Source organism: Solibacillus sp. FSL R7-0682, assembly GCF_038005985.1.
Classification (GTDB): Bacteria; Bacillota; Bacilli; order Bacillales_A; family Planococcaceae; genus Solibacillus.
The window spans coordinates 444,469-462,141 of sequence record NZ_JBBOUI010000001.1; the positions used below are offsets into that span (position 1 = coordinate 444,469).

The window sequence follows — 17,673 nt, forward strand, 5'->3', positions numbered from 1 at the left end:
TTAAAAGAAGAAATGGTGTTAGGAGTGGGGATACAATTGAAAAACTACCTTAAAAAAGAAGACGAAGCTCAGTTTTATCATATCTATATTTATATAAGCTTTTTTTTAGCAATTTCTTCGGGAAGTATGATATTTCGAGGGGTTTCAGAGGGTAAAGGGATTGGCTATATTAGTTTATGGGTGATAGGAGTAGTAGTGTCAATAATAATGGGTATTAACTCCATAAAACAATTTAAAAAGAGAAAATTAACTAAATAATTTCTTGGAAGCCCTAATAACGTCCCTAAACACCGCTTTGGGGGCATTTTCATTATTCAACACACTGATTAGATTATAGAGAGGGAGTAAAATACGTATTTGTATAACGTGACTGATAAACTGATATATTGCATTAATATTCGGAGGAGTAAGGAGGAAACAGGTACTTTTATTTATTTTATTAATTTCACTTTCTTGCCTCGGTATATAAATCGTTTCACCTTGAATATATTTTTGAATTTATTCAATCAATTTTTTAGGTAACACTTTTTGGGCATTTGTATATTTCAATTTTGCTCGCTCCTTATTTAATTGTGTAAAAATAAGGTGCAAAGCCAAAATATTAGAATATCTTTGTTGACGATAAATTTTACATTTTACCCCATGCAAAGATCGTCGCTCTAATAAAAGGCTTTGCATGAGTAGTAGAAGTATTGAAAAATCTATTATGATTTTTCATATGTAAGCACCCCCTCTAATTTATTTTTATTATTATATTAGAGTCTAAATTTGTATTGAGTTATTTTTGTTTGTCGGCGAATAATGCAGAAGGATAGTAAAAGAAGGAGTATTCAAAAGCACTATAGAAATTAAAAGTGATTCAAAGATTGAGACTCATTTGCTTTTCAAAAAAATATATAGAGTGAAAGGGTGACCCGAAATGGAGTATCGGATTGAAAAGATAGATTTTGATTTAAAAGTGATGGGAAAAGGTAAAGTTGTCAAAACAAGCAAAGCCTTTAAAGCAATTCCTTCGCTTTGGAGTAGTGCCAAAAAAGACGGATTTATGCAAAAGTTAATTGATATGTCATGGGAAGAACCAAAATGCACACTTGAAAGTCTGCTAGGCGTTTGTGGAAACGATGCAGCTATAATGGATGATGAATTTACTTACTTTATGGGTGTCCGATATAATGGCGAGATCCCAAGTGATATGGAAACTTTCACTATTACACATAGTACATGGGCTGTTTTTCCAAGTATCAGTAAAACTTGGAATCGACTATATACAGAATGGCTTCCGAATTCCGGATATGAACTTGCTAATATACCGTGTATCGAATGCTATTATCCACCAAAGCATAAACCTCGTAACGAACTTTGGGTTCCAGTAGTTGCTAAATAAATAATAGAGCGTAAATGAAAATTAATAGCTAATGAAGGAATAGCATGATTTTTGTGATTAATTGGAAGTGGAGGATGCATACTTAAGAAACGTTATCAGAAGAAGGGGAACGAGCGATTTAACATTGCTTTATAAACATCTTGTATCCGCATTGGGACTGTACATATGGGTAGATGGAATAAAAAATACCTGCAGTTAAACACCACAGGTACTTTATATATTTGAATCTAATGGCAAGTTTTATTTACTTAATTCCTTATATAAAACATATTTTAAAGCAGAAATTTCATCTTCAGACAGTTTACCTTCAATTTCAGATAATACTTCATCCTTACTAATTGAACCGTTTTGTGCTTGTTCCTGAATATCTAATAAACGATTTACGCCCACTTTTTTAATTAACACACGTGTCGCTTCTTCCTTAGTTTGGAAGGGAAGCGTATCCGGATTTGTAGTTGCTGCCTCGTTCACAATTTCTTGAACCATCGAATCGTTTTCGATATAAGATTTTACTTCTTCTAGGTTTTTATCATCTAATGTAGATTCCACTTTTTTAATTATTTTCTCGGAAGCGATATTTGTCCCAAAATGCCACACAGCATAGCCAGCTGCTCCAAGTAAAACAAGAATTATTGCGGTAATTGTTAAAAACTTTTTCATCAACTCACTCCTGACACTATGAATATAGCACAACTTCTTAAAAACCACGAAGAAAAGATGTTTCTATTATTGGATTTAATTACAATTATCTATGCATCCGGTACATAAGAGATTAGCGGTTGCTTGGTTGGGTTTAATGAAAATTTTCACTGTGTTAATATAAATTTTACTGTTTATTTTAATATGGATAATTTATACAATTATAAAGGGGTGTTAATAAAGGTATTTGATTGGATTACTTTACTAACTGAAAATTTGGAGGGGATGAATAAATGTTTAAGTTACTATGGTTTCAACATTTGCCAAAAATTAGTATTGATTTGGTAAAGTGGACTCCGTTTATAAAAAATGATTGGTTTCGTCAACACTATATGAAGTTTGTTTATGTACTTCAGATTATTATTTTTCTTCTTATGTCAAATTTTCTATATACATGGTTTAATTCTGTTGATATATATATTCTTATTTTTATAGGTATTTTAGTATTCATATTCCATGAATTTCTTCACATCGTTGTTGTAAAGAAAGAAGGGAACATTAGCTTAACATTTCGCGGAATGTTTTTTTGGATACATACAGATGCGGTTTTATCTAAAGCTAGGTTTTGGATTTTTATGACCTTGCCACTCATTGTATTATCTGTAATGCCTGCCATTGCTTCTTTCTTTGTATCAGGAAATTTGCAATCCATTTTGCTATTTGTAAGCGGGCTAAATTTATTGATTAGTGCCTCTGATATTATCAATTCATTTTTAATTTTCATTAAACCGAAGAACTCACTCTTTTTCAGAGGTTATTACCGGGTAGAAAAGAATTAAATTTCTTGATCAATACATAATAGTAACAAACTTCACTTCAACTATTTGGTAAGTTTTTTTATAAAGTTCGATAAAGTCTATAAGAAAAAGAGGCACCCTAATGAAAGGATGCCTCTTATATGGTTACATCATTAAAATTAAAGTTTTACGATGTTTGTAGCTTGTGGGCCACGTTGACCGTCTTCAACTTCGAATTCAACCTTTTGACCTTCGTCTAAAGATTTGAAACCGTCGCCTTGGATTGCTGAGAAGTGAGCGAATACGTCGTTTCCACCTTCAACTTCGATAAAACCAAAACCTTTTTCTGCGTTAAACCATTTTACTGTACCTTGTGTCATTTAAATGACCTCCGTTAAATTGTATTTAATAAGATTAAATTTCCTCAAAAAGAAAAAATTCACGTATTACAAAAAGTACCAAATAAAACACGAATACTCTTTGTAATAGGTGAATTTATTGTTATTTTGTAAATCATCTTATTAAATATAGTGTATAACAATAACTTACATTTGTCTAGTGTAGAAACGATTATTCAATTCGATTCCCCCATCTCGCATTGTGCAGCCGTCAAATTGATGTATTTAGACCACTTGGAGCAAGTCATTTTAACCTAAGTAAAATAAATTAATTAATTATTAGTATAGGATAGTAGATGTTTTTTACATAAGGTAATACACAAGGAGATGATTCAAATGAAAAAGGTGGAATTTTTAAAAATTATGATGCTTTTAATTGTCTTTTTAACTCTTTCTGCTTGCAGTATGACCAAGGAGGAAAACGGAAATGGAATTGAAGAGCCAGTTGAGGGCATTAAAGAGGGTGAAACCGAAACCACTGAAACCAATCTAGACTTTGTATCCATAAAAAAAATTGAAAAATATGAAGGGATGGAAATTACCGACTGGTTCGATGAACAGACTGTTGTCCTCGCAAAAGAAAATAAAGAACTTGGAAAAATGAATCTTTTAGAGAATGCCGAGTTTTACCCTAGAAGTATATATTTGTTCAATTTGGATACAAAAGAATTTAAAACGATAAAGACAGCAAAAAATATGTTTCTCGGTGGGGCGGTTTTGTCTCCAGATAAAAAACACCTATTGTATTATGAATATTCGATTGGGGATGTAGCTTATTATTTACACAGTTTAGATAATGGAGAGCAATCTTCTGTGACGGAGGAAAATATTAGTAGCGCCTATACTGCTGAGTGGACTGACGAACAAAATGTAATCGGTGCTTCCTATAGTGGTGGGGCATATATGGCTGACACGAGAGGTATTGTAACTCAAATTACGGAGCTTCAGGATGAGCACTTATTCGCAGTTCAAAAAATACAGGATAAAATTTATTATATAACTACAGACAGTCCGTTCCCCCAAGTATATATGCTGGACCTGATGACTAAAGAAAAAAGAAATCTACAATTAGAAAATACGGATGGAATTACACTTTCGCCTGATGGAAAACAAATTCTGGTTACTCAAGTAACAGATTCTACGAAAAGGCTAGTAATTGCTGATGCCGATGGAACTAGACAAAGAACAATTACGGAAGGTTCTGATGTGACAGGTGCGTCCTGGTCTCCCAATCAGCAAATGATTGCATATCAATTAGATTCAGTTAGCAATGGTGTAAACAGTAAAGGACTATACTTATACGATGTCTCAACTGGAAAATCCATTCAAATTGCTCAAAATGTCGGATTCGCAAAAATTACATGGAGCCCTTCAAGTGAAAAAATTTCCTTTACAGAACTGGATGAGAGAATCTATAACAGCAGTATCATCTATTTAAAATAGAAGGAGGACTTGATGAGTAAAACCGTTTAACAAAAAATGGTTAAGCTTTTGATTTGGACGGAATTAGTAAATAAAATATTCAAGAACGAATCCTCTTTATTCTAGGAATTCGTTCTTTTTTATATTGGATTACAGGTAAGAATAGTAAAGGAACAATGATTAATTACTACTTATATTTGCTACGAATCGTAACATGGAAGTCGATGAATGTAGGTAGACGATTTCTCTTTTATTAGACGATAATCAAATAAGGAGGTATGAAAAAAATGATTAATATGAATATAAAAAATTTACGTATACAGCATCAGCTTACACAGGAGCAAGTAGCAGAACGTTTAAATGTATCTAGGCAAGTGATAGTTAAATGGGAAAAAGGGGAATCTACTCCCGATATTCAATATTGTATGGAACTCGCAAAGCTTTACAATGTTACATTAGATAATCTTGTGAATTTTAATGAGCAAGGAAATGGCTTAGGAGTACCACCGAAAGGAAAGCATTTTTTTGGAATTGCTACGCTAGGTGAGCGGGGACAAATTGTCATTCCCAAAAAGGCACGGGATCTTTTTCACTTAAAATCAGGTGATAGGCTCATCATCGTTGGGGATGAAGAGCGCGGAATTGCCATTGTACCAGAACAAATGATGAGTAGCTTTTTTAATATGGTCAACCTAAATTTTAAGCAGGAGGAAGATAAATGAACGACGCCATTACAATTAACGCGTTAACGAAAATATATGGCACAAAAAATGCTGTCAATAACGTCTCTTTGTCAATCCAAGAAAGAGAACTATTTGGCCTGCTAGGTGTAAATGGAGCAGGAAAAACGACATTAATTAAAATGCTATCATGCTTAACAAAGCCTACAAGTGGTGATGCAACATTGTTAGGGAAAAGTATCACAAAAGAACCTGAACAAGTGCGTACTGCGATTGCTGTATCCCCGCAAGAGACAGCGATTGCTCCTGATTTAACGGTACGTGAAAATTTAGAGCTAATGGCTGGAGTGCATGGCTTTAATAAAGAGAAAACAAAAATAAAAACCGATGAAATGATTGCTCAGTTTTCACTACACCCTTATGAAAAGCAACGTAGTAAAACGTTATCCGGTGGTTGGCAGCGTAAATTGAGCATTGCGATGGCTTTAATTAGTGAGCCCCGCATTTTATTTTTAGATGAACCAACACTTGGGTTAGATATTATAGGACGCCGTGAACTTTGGGCTTTAATTGAAAAGCTAAAGGAAAAAACTACGATTATTTTAACGACGCATTACTTAGAGGAAGCAGAAGCATTGTCTAATCGGATTTGTATAATGAAGGACGGGCAGATTAAAGCAATTGGTTCGGCTCAGGAGCTTATCGAGAAAGCTAATACGGAGAGTTTTGAGGATGCATTCGTTTATTTTGTAACGGAAGGTGATACACGATGAAAATGCTTGTTTTTGCAAATAGAACAACAATGGAAATTGTAAGGGATCCATTATCACTGTTCTTTGGACTTGGCTTCCCAATAGTATTATTACTGCTTTTATCTGCAATAAACCGGAGCATTCCGGTCGATCTTTTTAATATCGCATCCCTAACTCCTGGTATTGCAGTATTTGGCCTATCCTTTATGGCACTTTTTACAGCACAAATTTTATCAAAAGATCGAGCAAGCTCATTTTTAACAAGGCTTTTTACAACACCAATGACATCCGCAGACTTTATTATGGGCTATTCTGTACCTTTACTTATGATGTCAATCGTGCAAGGAATTGTCTGTTATATTGTAGCGATGTTTATGGGACTATCAATCTCTATTTCTATGATATGGGCAATCGTTTTACTCATCCCGACTTCACTTATTTTTATTGGGCTTGGGTTATTATGTGGCACACTTTTGACAAATTTATCTGCGTGGCTTTCGGGCGTATGGTTTGACTTGAATCTTATTGGAGGTTTATTTAAAGACATTGCATATATTTTACCATTTGTCCATGCGGTCGATATGGGGAAAGCAGCACTTAATGGGGAATACGGTAACATCTTCCCTCATTTATGGTGGGTACTCGGATATGGCATCATCATATCAATAATAGCAATTGCGATGTTCAAAAAGAAAATGCAGGTGGAATAAGTAAAGTAGAAAAACAAAAAACCCAGAAATACATGTTCCCGGGTTTAAGAACCACTAGCGATTGAATTGAAGCAGACATATGTAATGACGTGATGGGCAGATGATAAATCTATCTAAAGTTTGTTAAGCATCTATTTCTTTTATTATAAAACCTTTTGCAAAGGTGTTTAAAATACGTATGAGACGTTCTGTCATTTCACCAGGGGTCACATTAAAATCTTGTGCAATCCAGTCCAAAATCAACCCCGCCGTCCCATAGGCCATATAGCGCTTTTGGGAGTAATCATCAACAAGAGCCACTCCGTATTGAATATCGAAATTATTTTTCAGTAAATTAAAAATTGCCTCAGGTAATTGTTGGTGAATACGAGGTAACGTATCTTCTAAAAGTAGTAATGTGAAGTAATCGCGGTGATCGTATATGTAATACAATAATTCGAAGGAGTTTGTAGTTAACTCCTGTACTTTCACTCGACTATTACTTTTATATTTAGACATGCTGTAATACTGAATAGCTTCAAATTTCTCATCCATTAACTCTTCAACAAGATCATATATGTTTTGATAGTACACATAGAAGGTTGTTCGATTATATTGGGCATAATCTACAATGTCCTTCACTGTCACAGCACTAAATCCCTTTTTATGTACCATTTCAATAAATGCCTTTTTCAAGAAATGCTTTGTACGTAAAGCTTGATTGGAATTGGATTTCATCAAATTCTCTCCTACTTTTAGACAGATTGATTAAAAGTGTTGGTTTCTTCTACATTATAGCAAATATTAAGGATGGCTTACAGAAAGTGAAACCGAGTAAGCTATAAATGTAACTAGAATCTTTAGGGGAGGTAGACAAAATGAGATTTGAAAACAAAGTAATAATTATTACAGGTGCTGCAGGAGGTATCGGTAAAGAGATTGCACGTAAGCTTGCAGGTGAAGGAGCAAAGTTAACACTAGTGGATCTAAATGAATCTGCTGTGAAAGCGGTTGCAGAGGAACTTAATTTACATGAAGATCGTGTCTTACTATTAAAGGCAGATGTTTCAAAAGAAGCAGAAGTTAAAAATTATGTGGATCAAACAGTAAAAAAATTCGGTCGTATTGACGGATTTGCAAATAATGCAGGGGTTGAAGGCCCAGCAAAAATTTTAGAAGAAATTACGGAACAAGATTTTGATTTCGTATATAACATTAACGTAAAAGGTGCTTTCTACGGTTTAAAATATGTAATGCCAATAATGAAACAGCAAAACGCAGGTTCGATTGTTAATACAGCTTCCGTTGCTGGATTAATTGGTTCGCCAAATATGGTGCTGTATAATTCGTCGAAACATGCACTAATGGGCATAAGCAAGGTAGCCGCGTTAGAAGCTGCTCCTTTTAATGTGCGTGTGAATACAGTAAATCCTGGTGTTATTAATACTCAAATGATGCGCCAGATTGAGGAGAAAGTTGCACCGGGTGCTGCAGAAGCTGCACAAACTGCATATAAAGATGCTGTTCCGATGAAGCGTTATGGGGAACCACATGAAGTTGCTACTGTCATTGCATTTTTACTATCAGACGAAGCTTCTTATGTAAGCTCTTCATCTTACACAGTAGATGGTTCATTATATAATATTTAACAATGGAGGGAACGTACATGAAACGTTTTGAAGAAAAAGTAGTAATTGTAACAGGTGCAGGATCTGGACTTGGACAAGCAGCAACACTTCAATTAGCAGAAGAGGGTGCCAAACTTGTATTAGTAGATTTGAATGAAGCGGGGTTAATTGAAACAAAAGAAAAAGTACTGGCAATTTCACCACAGGCTGAAATGCTCTTAATTGAAGCAAACGTAGCAGATGAAAATGCTGTAAAAGCTTTTGTAGATACAACTGTAGAAAAGTTTGGAAAAATTGATGGATTCTTTAACAATGCAGGTATCGAAGGAAAACAAAATTTAACAGAAGACTTTGGTATTGAAGAGTTCCAAAAAGTTGTTTCTATCAACTTAAATGGAGTATTCTACGGTATGAAATACGTATTAAAAGTAATGAAAGAACAAGGGGCAGGGTCAATTGTAAATACAGCATCTGTCGGTGGTATTCGTGGTGTTGGAAATCAATCTGGCTACGCAGCATCCAAGCATGGTGTTGTCGGATTAACACGAAACTCTGCAATTGAATATGGTCAATTTGGAGTTTCTATTAAAGCAATCGCACCAGGTGCTATAATGACTCCTATGGTAGAGGGATCTTTACGTCAAATGGGTGGTGATAATTGGCAAGAGGTAGGTAAAGAATTCGTAAAACCAAACCCAATGCGCCGCTTCGGGAAACCAGAAGAAGTTGGTTACTTAGTTGCCTTCCTACTTTCAAACCAAGCAGACTTCATTAATGGTGTCGTTGTACCAATCGATGGCGGTCAATCGTATAAATATTAATTTTTTTCATATGAATTCATCACATTTATTACTTGTGACGTGAGTTAAGTTAGTTTTAAAATTATGAAGAACGAATCCTTATTTGAGGATTTGTTCTTTTTTTCGTTCTAAATGAAGCAAGACTAACTATCTTTGTTTCAGTAGGGAATATAGTATTAGTTTAAAACTTGAAATTAAAGCATATTGTGAGAGGATTGCAATGCTCAGATTATCGAACTAATTCTGTCAATTTGACATACAACATCTCAGTTGATAGTATGAAAGAAAAACTGAATAGCATATATTGCGGGGGGACTCTTAGGAGTTGAGAAGGTTAAAACCTGACTCTTTGAACCTGTCAGTTAACACTGGCGTAGGGAAGCGATTCATTAGTTTTATAAGCAATAGTTGAATTGTGCTTTCCTATTTTTATTTAAATAGGAGAGCACTTTTTTGTTTTATAAAGCTTTAGTGAATTCTCATATTTGTTAGCCCCTGTTTTGTGGATCTATTCGTTCGTATTAAGAATGTAAATAGAAGGGTGATTGGAAAATGGCTGTTAAACAGGAGACTCAAAGTAAAATTATTCAGGCGGTTGAAACGGTAAAAAGGACGAATCCGATGGCAGGTTCCATTACGAACTCTGTCACAATTAATCTTGTAGCAAATGCACAGCTTGCTGTTGGTGGATCGGCTGCTATGGTGTACTTGCCAGATGAAGCTGAGTTTTTAGCAAAAGCTGGCGGAGCTACGTATGTCAATGTGGGAACGCTGTTACCAATTTACGAAGAGACATTACCTTATGTAGCAAAGGTGTTGTACGAAACAGGAAAGCCATGGGTATTGGACCCGGTTGCTGTGGGTATTGGTTCACTTAGAACGGAGCTTTTAGAGCAATTTAAGGTATATAAACCAACAATTATTAGAGGGAATGCTTCTGAAATTATTGCATTAGCTGGTTTATGGGGATTAGATGGAGGGACAAATGAGTCGAATGTTCGAGGTGTTGATTCTACGGATTCAGTAAATGCAGCTAAAACAGCAGCTATTGCTCTTGCTAAGTGGACAGGTGGAGCTGTTGCTGTCTCCGGTGAAACGGATTTAATAACAGATGGCTCTATTATGGCTGTTTCTTATGGAGGATCACATTTCATGGAGAAAATTACGGGTGCAGGTTGCTCGTTAGGTGGAGTCGTGGCTGTTTATGCAACAGCAACTTCGCCATTTATTGCGGCACTTACTGCTTCTGCGGTGTACAATATGGCTGGTAAACGGGCTGAACTAAAGGTGGATGGTCCAGGGAGTTTCCAAGTTCAGTTTCTGGATGAATTGTATAAAGCTACGGCTAAAGACATTGCAAACAATCCATTTGATATAGAGGAGGTTTAATTTGTGAATACATTAGTAGCGGTTGCTATTGCGCCTCTTGGTGTGGGTAATGAATTAGCACAGGAGGTAGCTGAAGTTATAAAAGTTATTCGAGAGTCGGGATTACCAAATCGAACGACATCTATGTTTACTGAGATTGAGGGTGAATGGGATGAAGTAATGGAAGTAGTAAAAAAAGCAACATTTATCCTTGCTGAAAAAGGTATTCGAACAGAAGTGGTCTTAAAAGCCGATATTCGCCCAGGATATACAAATACGATCAATACGAAAATCGAAAAAGTAAATTATATTTTAGGAGGATAATATGAGTATTGTAAAAAAACTCGATATTTCAGCATACTTAGTTGTAGGGCCTGAAAATACAAAAGGGCGTTCAGTTTCGGCAATTATTAAAGATGCAGTAAATGCAGGTTTTACTTGTATACAAATTCGTTCGAAAGTTGCCTCTGCTAGAGAGTTAATTCAGCTAACGCGTCAAGCGGCAGAGGTCATTGAAGAGGTTGGAAAATCCCAAGAGGTTACACTACTTGTAAATGACCGACTTGATGTGGTTTTAGCTGCGAGAAAACTAGGGATTAAAGTGGATGGTATTCATATAGGTCAAACGGATATACCTGTGGATGTTTGTCGAGATTATCTAGGGGAAGATCTCATTATAGGTTTATCTGCCCGAGCAGATGAATTGCTAGAATATATAAAAACAGAGGATGTTTCTCAAATTGATTATTTTGGCGTGGGACCGTTGCGTGAAACTCAAACAAAACCCGATTGTGGACTTGGGAAAGATGGTAAAATCATAACGAGAAATTTTGATGAAATTGCTAAAATTTCTGAGCTTAGTTCGATACCAGTTGTTGTTGGAGGTGGTGTAAAGCTCGCTGATATACATCCTCTTGCACAAACAGGAGTAGATGGATTCTTTGTTGTATCAGCTGTGGCTGAGGCAGACAATCCAATGCTGGAGGCAACAAATTTAGTAAATGCCTGGAACCTTCATAAAGCTAGATAAAAGTATTTAGTAAATTGGACTTTTAATGCTTACACTCGTAAAATGATTGACTGGGTTGAGTTCGGTATTTTACCAGGCTTAACCCAGCTAATTGTACTAAATACTTTGAATCGCCTTAAATTGTCTTACAAGACAATAAATCACCTTGTTTAAGTAGTAACGTTTATATATGAGATTTATGACGGAATGGACATTTCCCTTGAATTGGCTCAATATCATCACCAATAAAAAATTGCTTCCACTCATTATGCGTCGGATCACCAAAATGACCGATATCGGGATGCTTAGGAAGCTGATCCCAAACTTCTACACGTTTACGAACTTTATCTCGTGACATAATACCACCTATTTCAGTTCCTTCTAACCCTTCAAATATTTTGCGAGGCTGAAATCCAAGAACCATTGCATTTCCTAGATCGCGTGTTTTTCTCTTCTTATATGCAGGAGCATTTCCAAACACAAAAATTGGCTCTCCAGCGAAATGAAAATCCCATAAATAATGCTCGGGGTCTCGAGGGCTGTCTTCAGGCCATTCAACCTTATCTACTTTATGTAAGTATTGAAGTATCTCCCAAAATTGCTTTCTGTAATCTTCAAGTGAACCCTCTTGCTCAAAAGGCTCTACAAATACAAATAAACCATGTCTCTTGTAGTTTGGTAATTTAAATAAATCTAGAAAACCCTCTAATGCAGAAGGTAGATTACTCCAATCGTTTTGATTGATGTAAGCATAGCGGAGCTCACCTTTCAGCTCGCCACTCATTCCAAAAAAACAGGGAAATGTCTTATCTGTTACCGTGTTATGAAAAGTTTCGTATTCTTTATAAAGCCAACTCGGTAAGTCTGTTCTTGTTTGAAAATCTGCTTTTGTTAATAAAGCTTGCCTCTTCGTAAGCATACAATCGCCTCCGTTATCTTTATTTACGTATTTGATAGTCATTACCCTATCCAAAATTTCTTAAAACAACGATGAGAATATGAAAATAACACCACTAATTGTTTATTAAATGAAATGTTAAGGGAAAGAAAAGGGATGTATTAAGAAAATGGAGGATAACTTATGGTTAATACAATTTCAAAGCAATCCCAAATACAATGTCAAAGTGAATATGGAACACTAAAAAAAGTGGTCTTATGTGAACCACAATACATGGAAATTAAAGAAGTAATTAATGATGTTCAAAAAAAATATATAAATGATAATATCGACCGTACATTAGCCGTTTCGCAACACCAAATATTTGAGCAAACTTTACTAAATGCGGGAGTAGAAGTCATTAAACTACGACCAAGTAAAGACCACCCTGAACAAGTTTTTACAAGAGATATTGGTTTTTCTTTAGGAAGTCACTTATTTATTTCCGAGATGGCGAATCCAATTCGTCAAGGTGAAGAGAAAGTATTAGCTCATTGGATGAATAAACATGGCATATCCTATAAGAAGCTTTCAACACATTCCATTGAAGGTGGCGATGTAATTGTAGACGGCAATCGTGTATTTATTGGAATTAGCCATCGTACATGTAAGAAAGCTATTCATGCTTTGCAAAAAGAATTACCTGATTTTGAGATTATACCTATTGCTTTTAATCCGAAGTATTTACATTTAGACTGTGTGTTTAATATTCTTTCATCAAAAGATGCGTTAATTTATCCTGATGCGTTCGATCAAAATAACTTGGATCTATTGTCGAGCCTGTATCATTTAATCGAAGTGAGTGAAAGTGAACAGTTCTCAATGGGGACGAATGTATTGTCGATTGGTCATAAACGAGTGTTAAGCTTGCCAATAAACCGAGATGTTAATAGGAAGATGAGACAATATGGATATGAAGTGTTGGAAGTGGATTTTTCAGAAATAATTAAATCAGGTGGTTCATTCAGATGTTGTTCATTGCCAATTGTGCGACACTAAAAAATAGTACAGAGCATTTTATGGGAAAATTTTTCCTAATATTACATGGAGAATGACCTATTTTAGTGTATATTTAAAGTAAATTAATAAACACGCAGAAATGGTTGCGTTAGTTGAAAGGAACGGACAATGAGAAGGATTATTTTATCGACAGAAAGTGGCGCGGATTTGCCGAAAGACCTGGTTGAAAAATATCAAATTCAAGTAGTACCGATGCACGTTGTCATGGAAGGGAAAGACTATTTAGATGGTGAGCTATCCGTAGAGGAAGTTTTTGATTATCATAGCCGCACCAAAAAAATACCTTCAACAGCAGCAACGAATGTACATGAGTATCATGAATTATTTACGAAAATTAGAATGAATTTTCCTGATAGTATTGTTATTCACATTGGTTATACGTCAAAAGCATCTGCTTCTTTTCAAAGTGCATTAATTGCAGCAGAAGATTTTGAAAACCTCTTTTTAATTGATACGTTAAATGTAACAGGTGGATTAGCCGCCATCGTGATGTATGCGGTCACTCTACTTGAGGAAGATCCTTCCATTGACCATGTTCAACTAATAGAAAAAATAGAATCGGTCGTTCCTAAAACAAGATTAGCCTTCATTCCAGGTAGTTTAGACTTTTTAAGAGCGGGTGGACGTGTAAGTAACATTGCTTATATTGGAGGGGCGTTGTTAAAAATAAAGCCCTGTATCGAACTAAAAGAAGGAAAACTTGTTTCAACTAGAAAATATCGTGGGCATATGAGCATCGTTGCGGAGAAACTTATGCGAGATTACTTAAATGAATACGATATTAATAGAAAACAACTGTACTTAATCTACTCTATTGGACTGGGAGAAAGTATTAAGAGGCAAGTAGAGATAATTGCAAAGGAAACAGGCTTCGAAAATGTTACATGGATGCAAGCTGGGGCAATGATTTCTACCCATGCTGGACCTGGAGGCTTTGGAATCGCAGGAATAGAAAAATAGAATTTGTCATAATGAACGAAGATCCAGAGTGGGCTTCGTTCTTTTTTCTGGAAAAGCAATAATATTTTTTTGTTGAAGTTTTCTTTAGATAGGCTTAATAGAAAAATAAAAAAGTACTTGTGAATATTTCAGGGGGAATCTTAAATGAACATAACAACGGACAGATTAATAATACGTAATTTTACATATGACGATTGGCTAGATGTGCATTCATATACATCGGACACGAATGTTATGAAGTATATACCAGAGGGTGTTTTAACGAGTGAAGATGCGAAGAAATTTGTAAAGGAAAATAGCAGTCAAGATGCTAAGTATTTCCCTGTGCTATTAAAGAAAGATCATACATTGATTGGTCATATTGTGTTCCATAAGTATTTTGGTGAACATACGTATGAGATTGGTTGGGTATTCAATCCAAAATATTATAATAGAGGGTATGCATCTGAAGCAGCATATTCTATATTAAAATATGGGTTTGAGACGATGAAATTACATAGAATTATAGCGACTTGTCAGCCTGAGAACATTCCATCATATCGCATTATGGAAAAAATAGGTATGAGGAGAGAAGGTTTTTTCAAAAAATGTATACCACATGGAAACGAATGGTGGGATGAATATTATTACGCAATCTTACAGGAAGAATGGAAATCTTAAATTGTGTATTGTCATCTGTTTTTAACTCAGCCAAGCGAGTTCATTATTGATTTCAAAGAGTGAAGTTTTTATTAGCGGTAATTAATTGGATTTATAAGGGCTTACAAGGAGTTTGAGTATTTTTTTGAGGACTATAGTTCATAGTAAAAAAAGGAATCTGAAGAGAATAAATTTACATTTTACCTCTATCCAAAATACTTTGTCAATAATAAATTTGTAAATTCTTTAAAAAATGTTATAATAGACTTACAATTGTTTTTTTCGTATTTCGTATTTCGTATTTCGGATTCGGCTGTACTTTTTTTGCAGATAGAATTTGGATACGTTTTTTTTTATCTATTTTTAACCGAAAAAATTAAACAGTTGTGTGAGCTTTAAATGAATTCCACAAGGAGGACTAGAATAATGAATCTAATAAATAAGAAAGTTACACACAAGCGTTTCGGGATAGGGAGTATAGTTAAACATAATGATTCTAGTATTGAAATAAATTTCGCATCGGAAAATAAAATGTTTGTTTTCCCTGATGTTTTTGGAAAGCACTTAAAACTACATGATAAAAGTATTGCTAACTCACTTGAAGAAATAATACGAAAAAAGGAAATAGAACGTAAGGAGGAAGAATGGAAAAAGGAAGAGGAAATTAAGCTACAACGAAAACACCAGGAAGTTCGCTTAGAACACGAAAAACTTATGAAATATCATAAACTTCATCCAGAATCACAAATGGTTTTTTGGTGTGATAAAGAAGAACAAACTAAATCTTTGTCGGAATGGAAGGTTTTTTCGGGCGTCACAAAGAGCGGTAGTAAAAAAGGGGAGCCAAACAAACCTAGCCGCTTACACCAAAATAGTGCTGTTTTATTAACTGCAAAAGATGGTAGCATGACTGAAAAAGATAGACGCATTTTAGGTGTCTATATGGTAAACGAAGATTTTATAGGTAAGCTTTGTGATGATGGACATATTCCTGCACATTCAAAATATAAACTTGAACTGACTGAAAAAGAGTCGGAACAGCTCCTTTTCTGGAAGTACTATGTAAATGAAAAATTACCGAACAAAATGTCATGGAATACAGGTAAATACCGTTATTTTAGTAATTTATGGATGGCTCAAATTTTGCTTGATATAGTATCGTTGAAAACAGACTCACAGGAACGAGAGCTGGCACAACAATTTTTAAAGCATTTTTGTAAAATGAATCAGATAACTGTTCAAGAGTTGCCAAAACCTAATGGCGCATTAATGCGTTAATAAAATTATTAAAGGTAGTATATTATTCGGTGAAACATGATAAGCAGATGGTTTAGAAGTGCAGGTAGTGCACCTCTAATTTGCTGTCTGCTTTAACTTTTTTATCATGAGTAGCCTACGTAAAATATTCAAGTTTCGCATTGGGGAAGAATTTTTCCATATAGCTGTATAATTGTTCTTTCATTTCATCCTCTTCTTCTTTTTGATAAATGTATTTACTCCTGCCATACTTTCCCCACTTAATACGTCTTGCTGATTCATCTAATTGTAATTTAGTCTTTGGATAGTTTTTCTCTATAACATTTTTTGCAGCCTTTGTAAATCGGTGCTGTATAAATTCAAACGTAATATCTTCTCGTGCATCTTTTGGTAACTCCGCATCAAGACGTTCAAACATATGATAATACCCTTCCTTCCATCCGTCGTGAAGGTAAATGGGTGCTACGATAAAACCAAGTGGATAACCTGCTCTTGAGACTTTTCCAGCTGCTTCAACACGCATTGCTAGAGGTGAAGTACCAGGCTCAAAATGTTTAATGACATAATCTGCATTAATACTAAAACGAAATCTTGTGTGCCCGTTATGCTTAGCATCAAGTAAGTGATCGACATGATGAAATTTTGTTACAAACCTTAATCTTCCTAATTCCGTCTGGCCAAAATGCTCAATTGCCCTTTTTAATGAGTGTGTTAAGTGGTCAATCCCTACAATATCAGATGTACAAGCTGCTTCAAATCGGGTAACCTCAGGGGCACGCTCTTCTATATAGTGATCTGCAACTTCTAAAATTTCGTCAACATTCACATAAGTACGAAGATAAGGTTTACTCCCCATCGTTGTTTGTAAATAACAATAATGACAATGACCCATACACCCTGTTGCAAGAGGAAGGGCATATTCTGCAGATGGTTTAGACGTGTCAAACTTCAATGTTTTGCGAATACCGACGACGAGAGTAGACTTTGCAATACGATACTTTTGTAAGTCATTGTCTCCTGGGAGATCTCGTATCTGATTATGCGAAGTCGTATATCGAATTTCGATACCTAGCCCTTCGAATTTCTCTTTCAGTTCTATACCTAGTGGATACTCTAAAGCTTTTGGTTCAAAATAAACAAGCTGGGGCATAAAAGGTTTATTCATAATTATCTCCAATGTTTCCGATATGTGGGTTTAGAATAAAATAAAAATAATATCTCCTGTTGTCGCTAAACACATCATCACCTTCTTTTTTATATTTAACATTAGCTTGTCTAAAGTAGCGGAAATTAT

At 35.1% G+C, this 17,673-nt stretch carries 20 protein-coding genes, 1 pseudogene and 1 riboswitch; of the genes and pseudogenes, 16 read left to right on the top strand and 5 right to left on the bottom strand.

Features of this window, described 5'->3' with window-relative positions:
• The first annotated feature begins 36 nt into the window (after positions 1–36).
• Both MKZ17_RS02225 and MKZ17_RS02230 read left to right on the top strand, forming a co-directional pair.
• Positions 37–258 carry a hypothetical protein gene (locus MKZ17_RS02225; RefSeq protein WP_340722185.1) on the top strand — a complete coding sequence of 74 codons (222 nt, stop codon included), beginning with the start codon at positions 37–39 and terminating at the stop codon, positions 256–258.
• A 658-nt stretch (positions 259–916) separates the two neighbouring features.
• Positions 917–1,384: pseudogene (locus MKZ17_RS02230) on the top strand (GyrI-like domain-containing protein); the annotation flags it as partial.
• Between the two features lie 240 nt (positions 1,385–1,624).
• Here MKZ17_RS02230 and MKZ17_RS02235 read toward each other — a convergent pair.
• A complete protein-coding gene (locus MKZ17_RS02235; RefSeq protein ID WP_340722186.1) occupies positions 1,625–2,044 on the bottom strand; it encodes a hypothetical protein in 420 nt (139 codons plus the stop codon).
• 272 nt (positions 2,045–2,316) lie between these two features.
• Here MKZ17_RS02235 and MKZ17_RS02240 point away from each other — a divergent pair, with 272 nt between their 5' ends.
• Positions 2,317–2,862 carry a DUF3267 domain-containing protein gene (locus MKZ17_RS02240; protein ID WP_340722187.1) on the top strand — a complete coding sequence of 182 codons (546 nt, stop codon included), beginning with the start codon at positions 2,317–2,319 and terminating at the stop codon, positions 2,860–2,862.
• A 137-nt stretch (positions 2,863–2,999) separates the two neighbouring features.
• On the opposite strand, the gene MKZ17_RS02245 is transcribed toward MKZ17_RS02240, so the two are convergent.
• A complete protein-coding gene (locus MKZ17_RS02245; protein ID WP_108712406.1) occupies positions 3,000–3,200 on the bottom strand; it encodes a cold-shock protein in 201 nt (66 codons plus the stop codon).
• Between the two features lie 354 nt (positions 3,201–3,554).
• Here MKZ17_RS02245 and MKZ17_RS02250 point away from each other — a divergent pair, with 354 nt between their 5' ends.
• The 4 genes from MKZ17_RS02250 to MKZ17_RS02265 all read left to right on the top strand — a co-directional run bounded on the left by MKZ17_RS02250 (position 3,555) and on the right by MKZ17_RS02265 (position 6,782).
• On the top strand, positions 3,555–4,661 hold the full coding sequence (locus MKZ17_RS02250) for a TolB family protein (protein ID WP_340722188.1): 1,107 nt from the start codon (positions 3,555–3,557) through the stop codon (positions 4,659–4,661).
• 257 nt (positions 4,662–4,918) lie between these two features.
• The gene (locus MKZ17_RS02255) at positions 4,919–5,362 is read left to right on the top strand and encodes a helix-turn-helix domain-containing protein (protein WP_340722189.1); all 444 of its coding nucleotides are present in this window, start codon (positions 4,919–4,921) and stop codon (positions 5,360–5,362) included.
• Positions 5,359–6,093, top strand: a complete 735-nt coding sequence (locus MKZ17_RS02260; RefSeq protein WP_340722190.1) for an ABC transporter ATP-binding protein — start codon at positions 5,359–5,361, stop codon at positions 6,091–6,093. Before MKZ17_RS02255 ends, MKZ17_RS02260 begins: the two co-directional genes overlap by 4 nt.
• Positions 6,090–6,782 carry an ABC transporter permease gene (locus tag MKZ17_RS02265; RefSeq protein ID WP_340722191.1) on the top strand — a complete coding sequence of 231 codons (693 nt, stop codon included), beginning with the start codon at positions 6,090–6,092 and terminating at the stop codon, positions 6,780–6,782. The genes MKZ17_RS02260 and MKZ17_RS02265 overlap by 4 nt, the downstream gene beginning before the upstream one ends.
• Before the next feature lie 123 nt (positions 6,783–6,905).
• Here the strand turns inward: MKZ17_RS02265 and MKZ17_RS02270 are convergent, their stop codons facing one another.
• Positions 6,906–7,499: a TetR/AcrR family transcriptional regulator gene (locus MKZ17_RS02270; RefSeq protein ID WP_340722192.1), complete on the bottom strand. Its 594-nt coding sequence runs from the start codon at positions 7,497–7,499 to the stop codon at positions 6,906–6,908.
• A 140-nt stretch (positions 7,500–7,639) separates the two neighbouring features.
• Here MKZ17_RS02270 and MKZ17_RS02275 point away from each other — a divergent pair, with 140 nt between their 5' ends.
• The 5 genes from MKZ17_RS02275 to MKZ17_RS02295 all read left to right on the top strand — a co-directional run bounded on the left by MKZ17_RS02275 (position 7,640) and on the right by MKZ17_RS02295 (position 11,587).
• Positions 7,640–8,410: an SDR family NAD(P)-dependent oxidoreductase gene (locus MKZ17_RS02275; RefSeq protein WP_340722193.1), complete on the top strand. Its 771-nt coding sequence runs from the start codon at positions 7,640–7,642 to the stop codon at positions 8,408–8,410.
• Between the two features lie 17 nt (positions 8,411–8,427).
• Positions 8,428–9,210, top strand: coding sequence for an SDR family oxidoreductase (locus MKZ17_RS02280; RefSeq protein WP_340722194.1), 783 nt, complete (start codon positions 8,428–8,430; stop codon positions 9,208–9,210).
• 277 nt (positions 9,211–9,487) lie between these two features.
• Positions 9,488–9,587: riboswitch (TPP riboswitch) on the top strand.
• Between the two features lie 154 nt (positions 9,588–9,741).
• Positions 9,742–10,578, top strand: coding sequence for a hydroxyethylthiazole kinase (thiM, locus tag MKZ17_RS02285; RefSeq protein ID WP_340722195.1), 837 nt, complete (start codon positions 9,742–9,744; stop codon positions 10,576–10,578).
• A gap of 3 nt (positions 10,579–10,581) precedes the next feature.
• Complete coding sequence (locus MKZ17_RS02290; protein ID WP_340722196.1) at positions 10,582–10,881, top strand: MTH1187 family thiamine-binding protein; 300 nt, start codon at positions 10,582–10,584, stop codon at positions 10,879–10,881.
• Position 10,882: 1 nt separating this feature from the next.
• Entirely contained in the window at positions 10,883–11,587 is a 705-nt protein-coding gene (locus tag MKZ17_RS02295) for a thiamine phosphate synthase (RefSeq protein ID WP_340722197.1), read from the top strand.
• Between the two features lie 163 nt (positions 11,588–11,750).
• Here MKZ17_RS02295 and MKZ17_RS02300 read toward each other — a convergent pair whose 3' ends face one another.
• A complete protein-coding gene (locus MKZ17_RS02300) occupies positions 11,751–12,485 on the bottom strand; it encodes a YqcI/YcgG family protein (protein ID WP_340722198.1) in 735 nt (244 codons plus the stop codon).
• Positions 12,486–12,647: 162 nt separating this feature from the next.
• On the opposite strand from MKZ17_RS02300, the gene MKZ17_RS02305 reads away from it, so the two are divergent.
• The 4 genes from MKZ17_RS02305 (at position 12,648) to MKZ17_RS02320 (ending at position 16,400) form a co-directional block, all read left to right on the top strand.
• The gene (locus tag MKZ17_RS02305) at positions 12,648–13,502 is read left to right on the top strand and encodes a dimethylarginine dimethylaminohydrolase family protein (RefSeq protein WP_340722199.1); all 855 of its coding nucleotides are present in this window, start codon (positions 12,648–12,650) and stop codon (positions 13,500–13,502) included.
• A gap of 129 nt (positions 13,503–13,631) precedes the next feature.
• Positions 13,632–14,483, top strand: coding sequence for a DegV family protein (locus MKZ17_RS02310; RefSeq protein ID WP_340722200.1), 852 nt, complete (start codon positions 13,632–13,634; stop codon positions 14,481–14,483).
• A gap of 144 nt (positions 14,484–14,627) precedes the next feature.
• On the top strand, positions 14,628–15,143 hold the full coding sequence (locus MKZ17_RS02315) for a GNAT family N-acetyltransferase (RefSeq protein WP_340722201.1): 516 nt from the start codon (positions 14,628–14,630) through the stop codon (positions 15,141–15,143).
• A 405-nt stretch (positions 15,144–15,548) separates the two neighbouring features.
• A complete protein-coding gene (locus tag MKZ17_RS02320; RefSeq protein WP_340722202.1) occupies positions 15,549–16,400 on the top strand; it encodes a malate synthase in 852 nt (283 codons plus the stop codon).
• Positions 16,401–16,515: 115 nt separating this feature from the next.
• On the opposite strand, the gene splB is transcribed toward MKZ17_RS02320, so the two are convergent.
• Entirely contained in the window at positions 16,516–17,544 is a 1,029-nt protein-coding gene (splB, locus tag MKZ17_RS02325; protein ID WP_340722203.1) for a spore photoproduct lyase, read from the bottom strand.
• Positions 17,545–17,673: the final 129 nt, after the last annotated feature.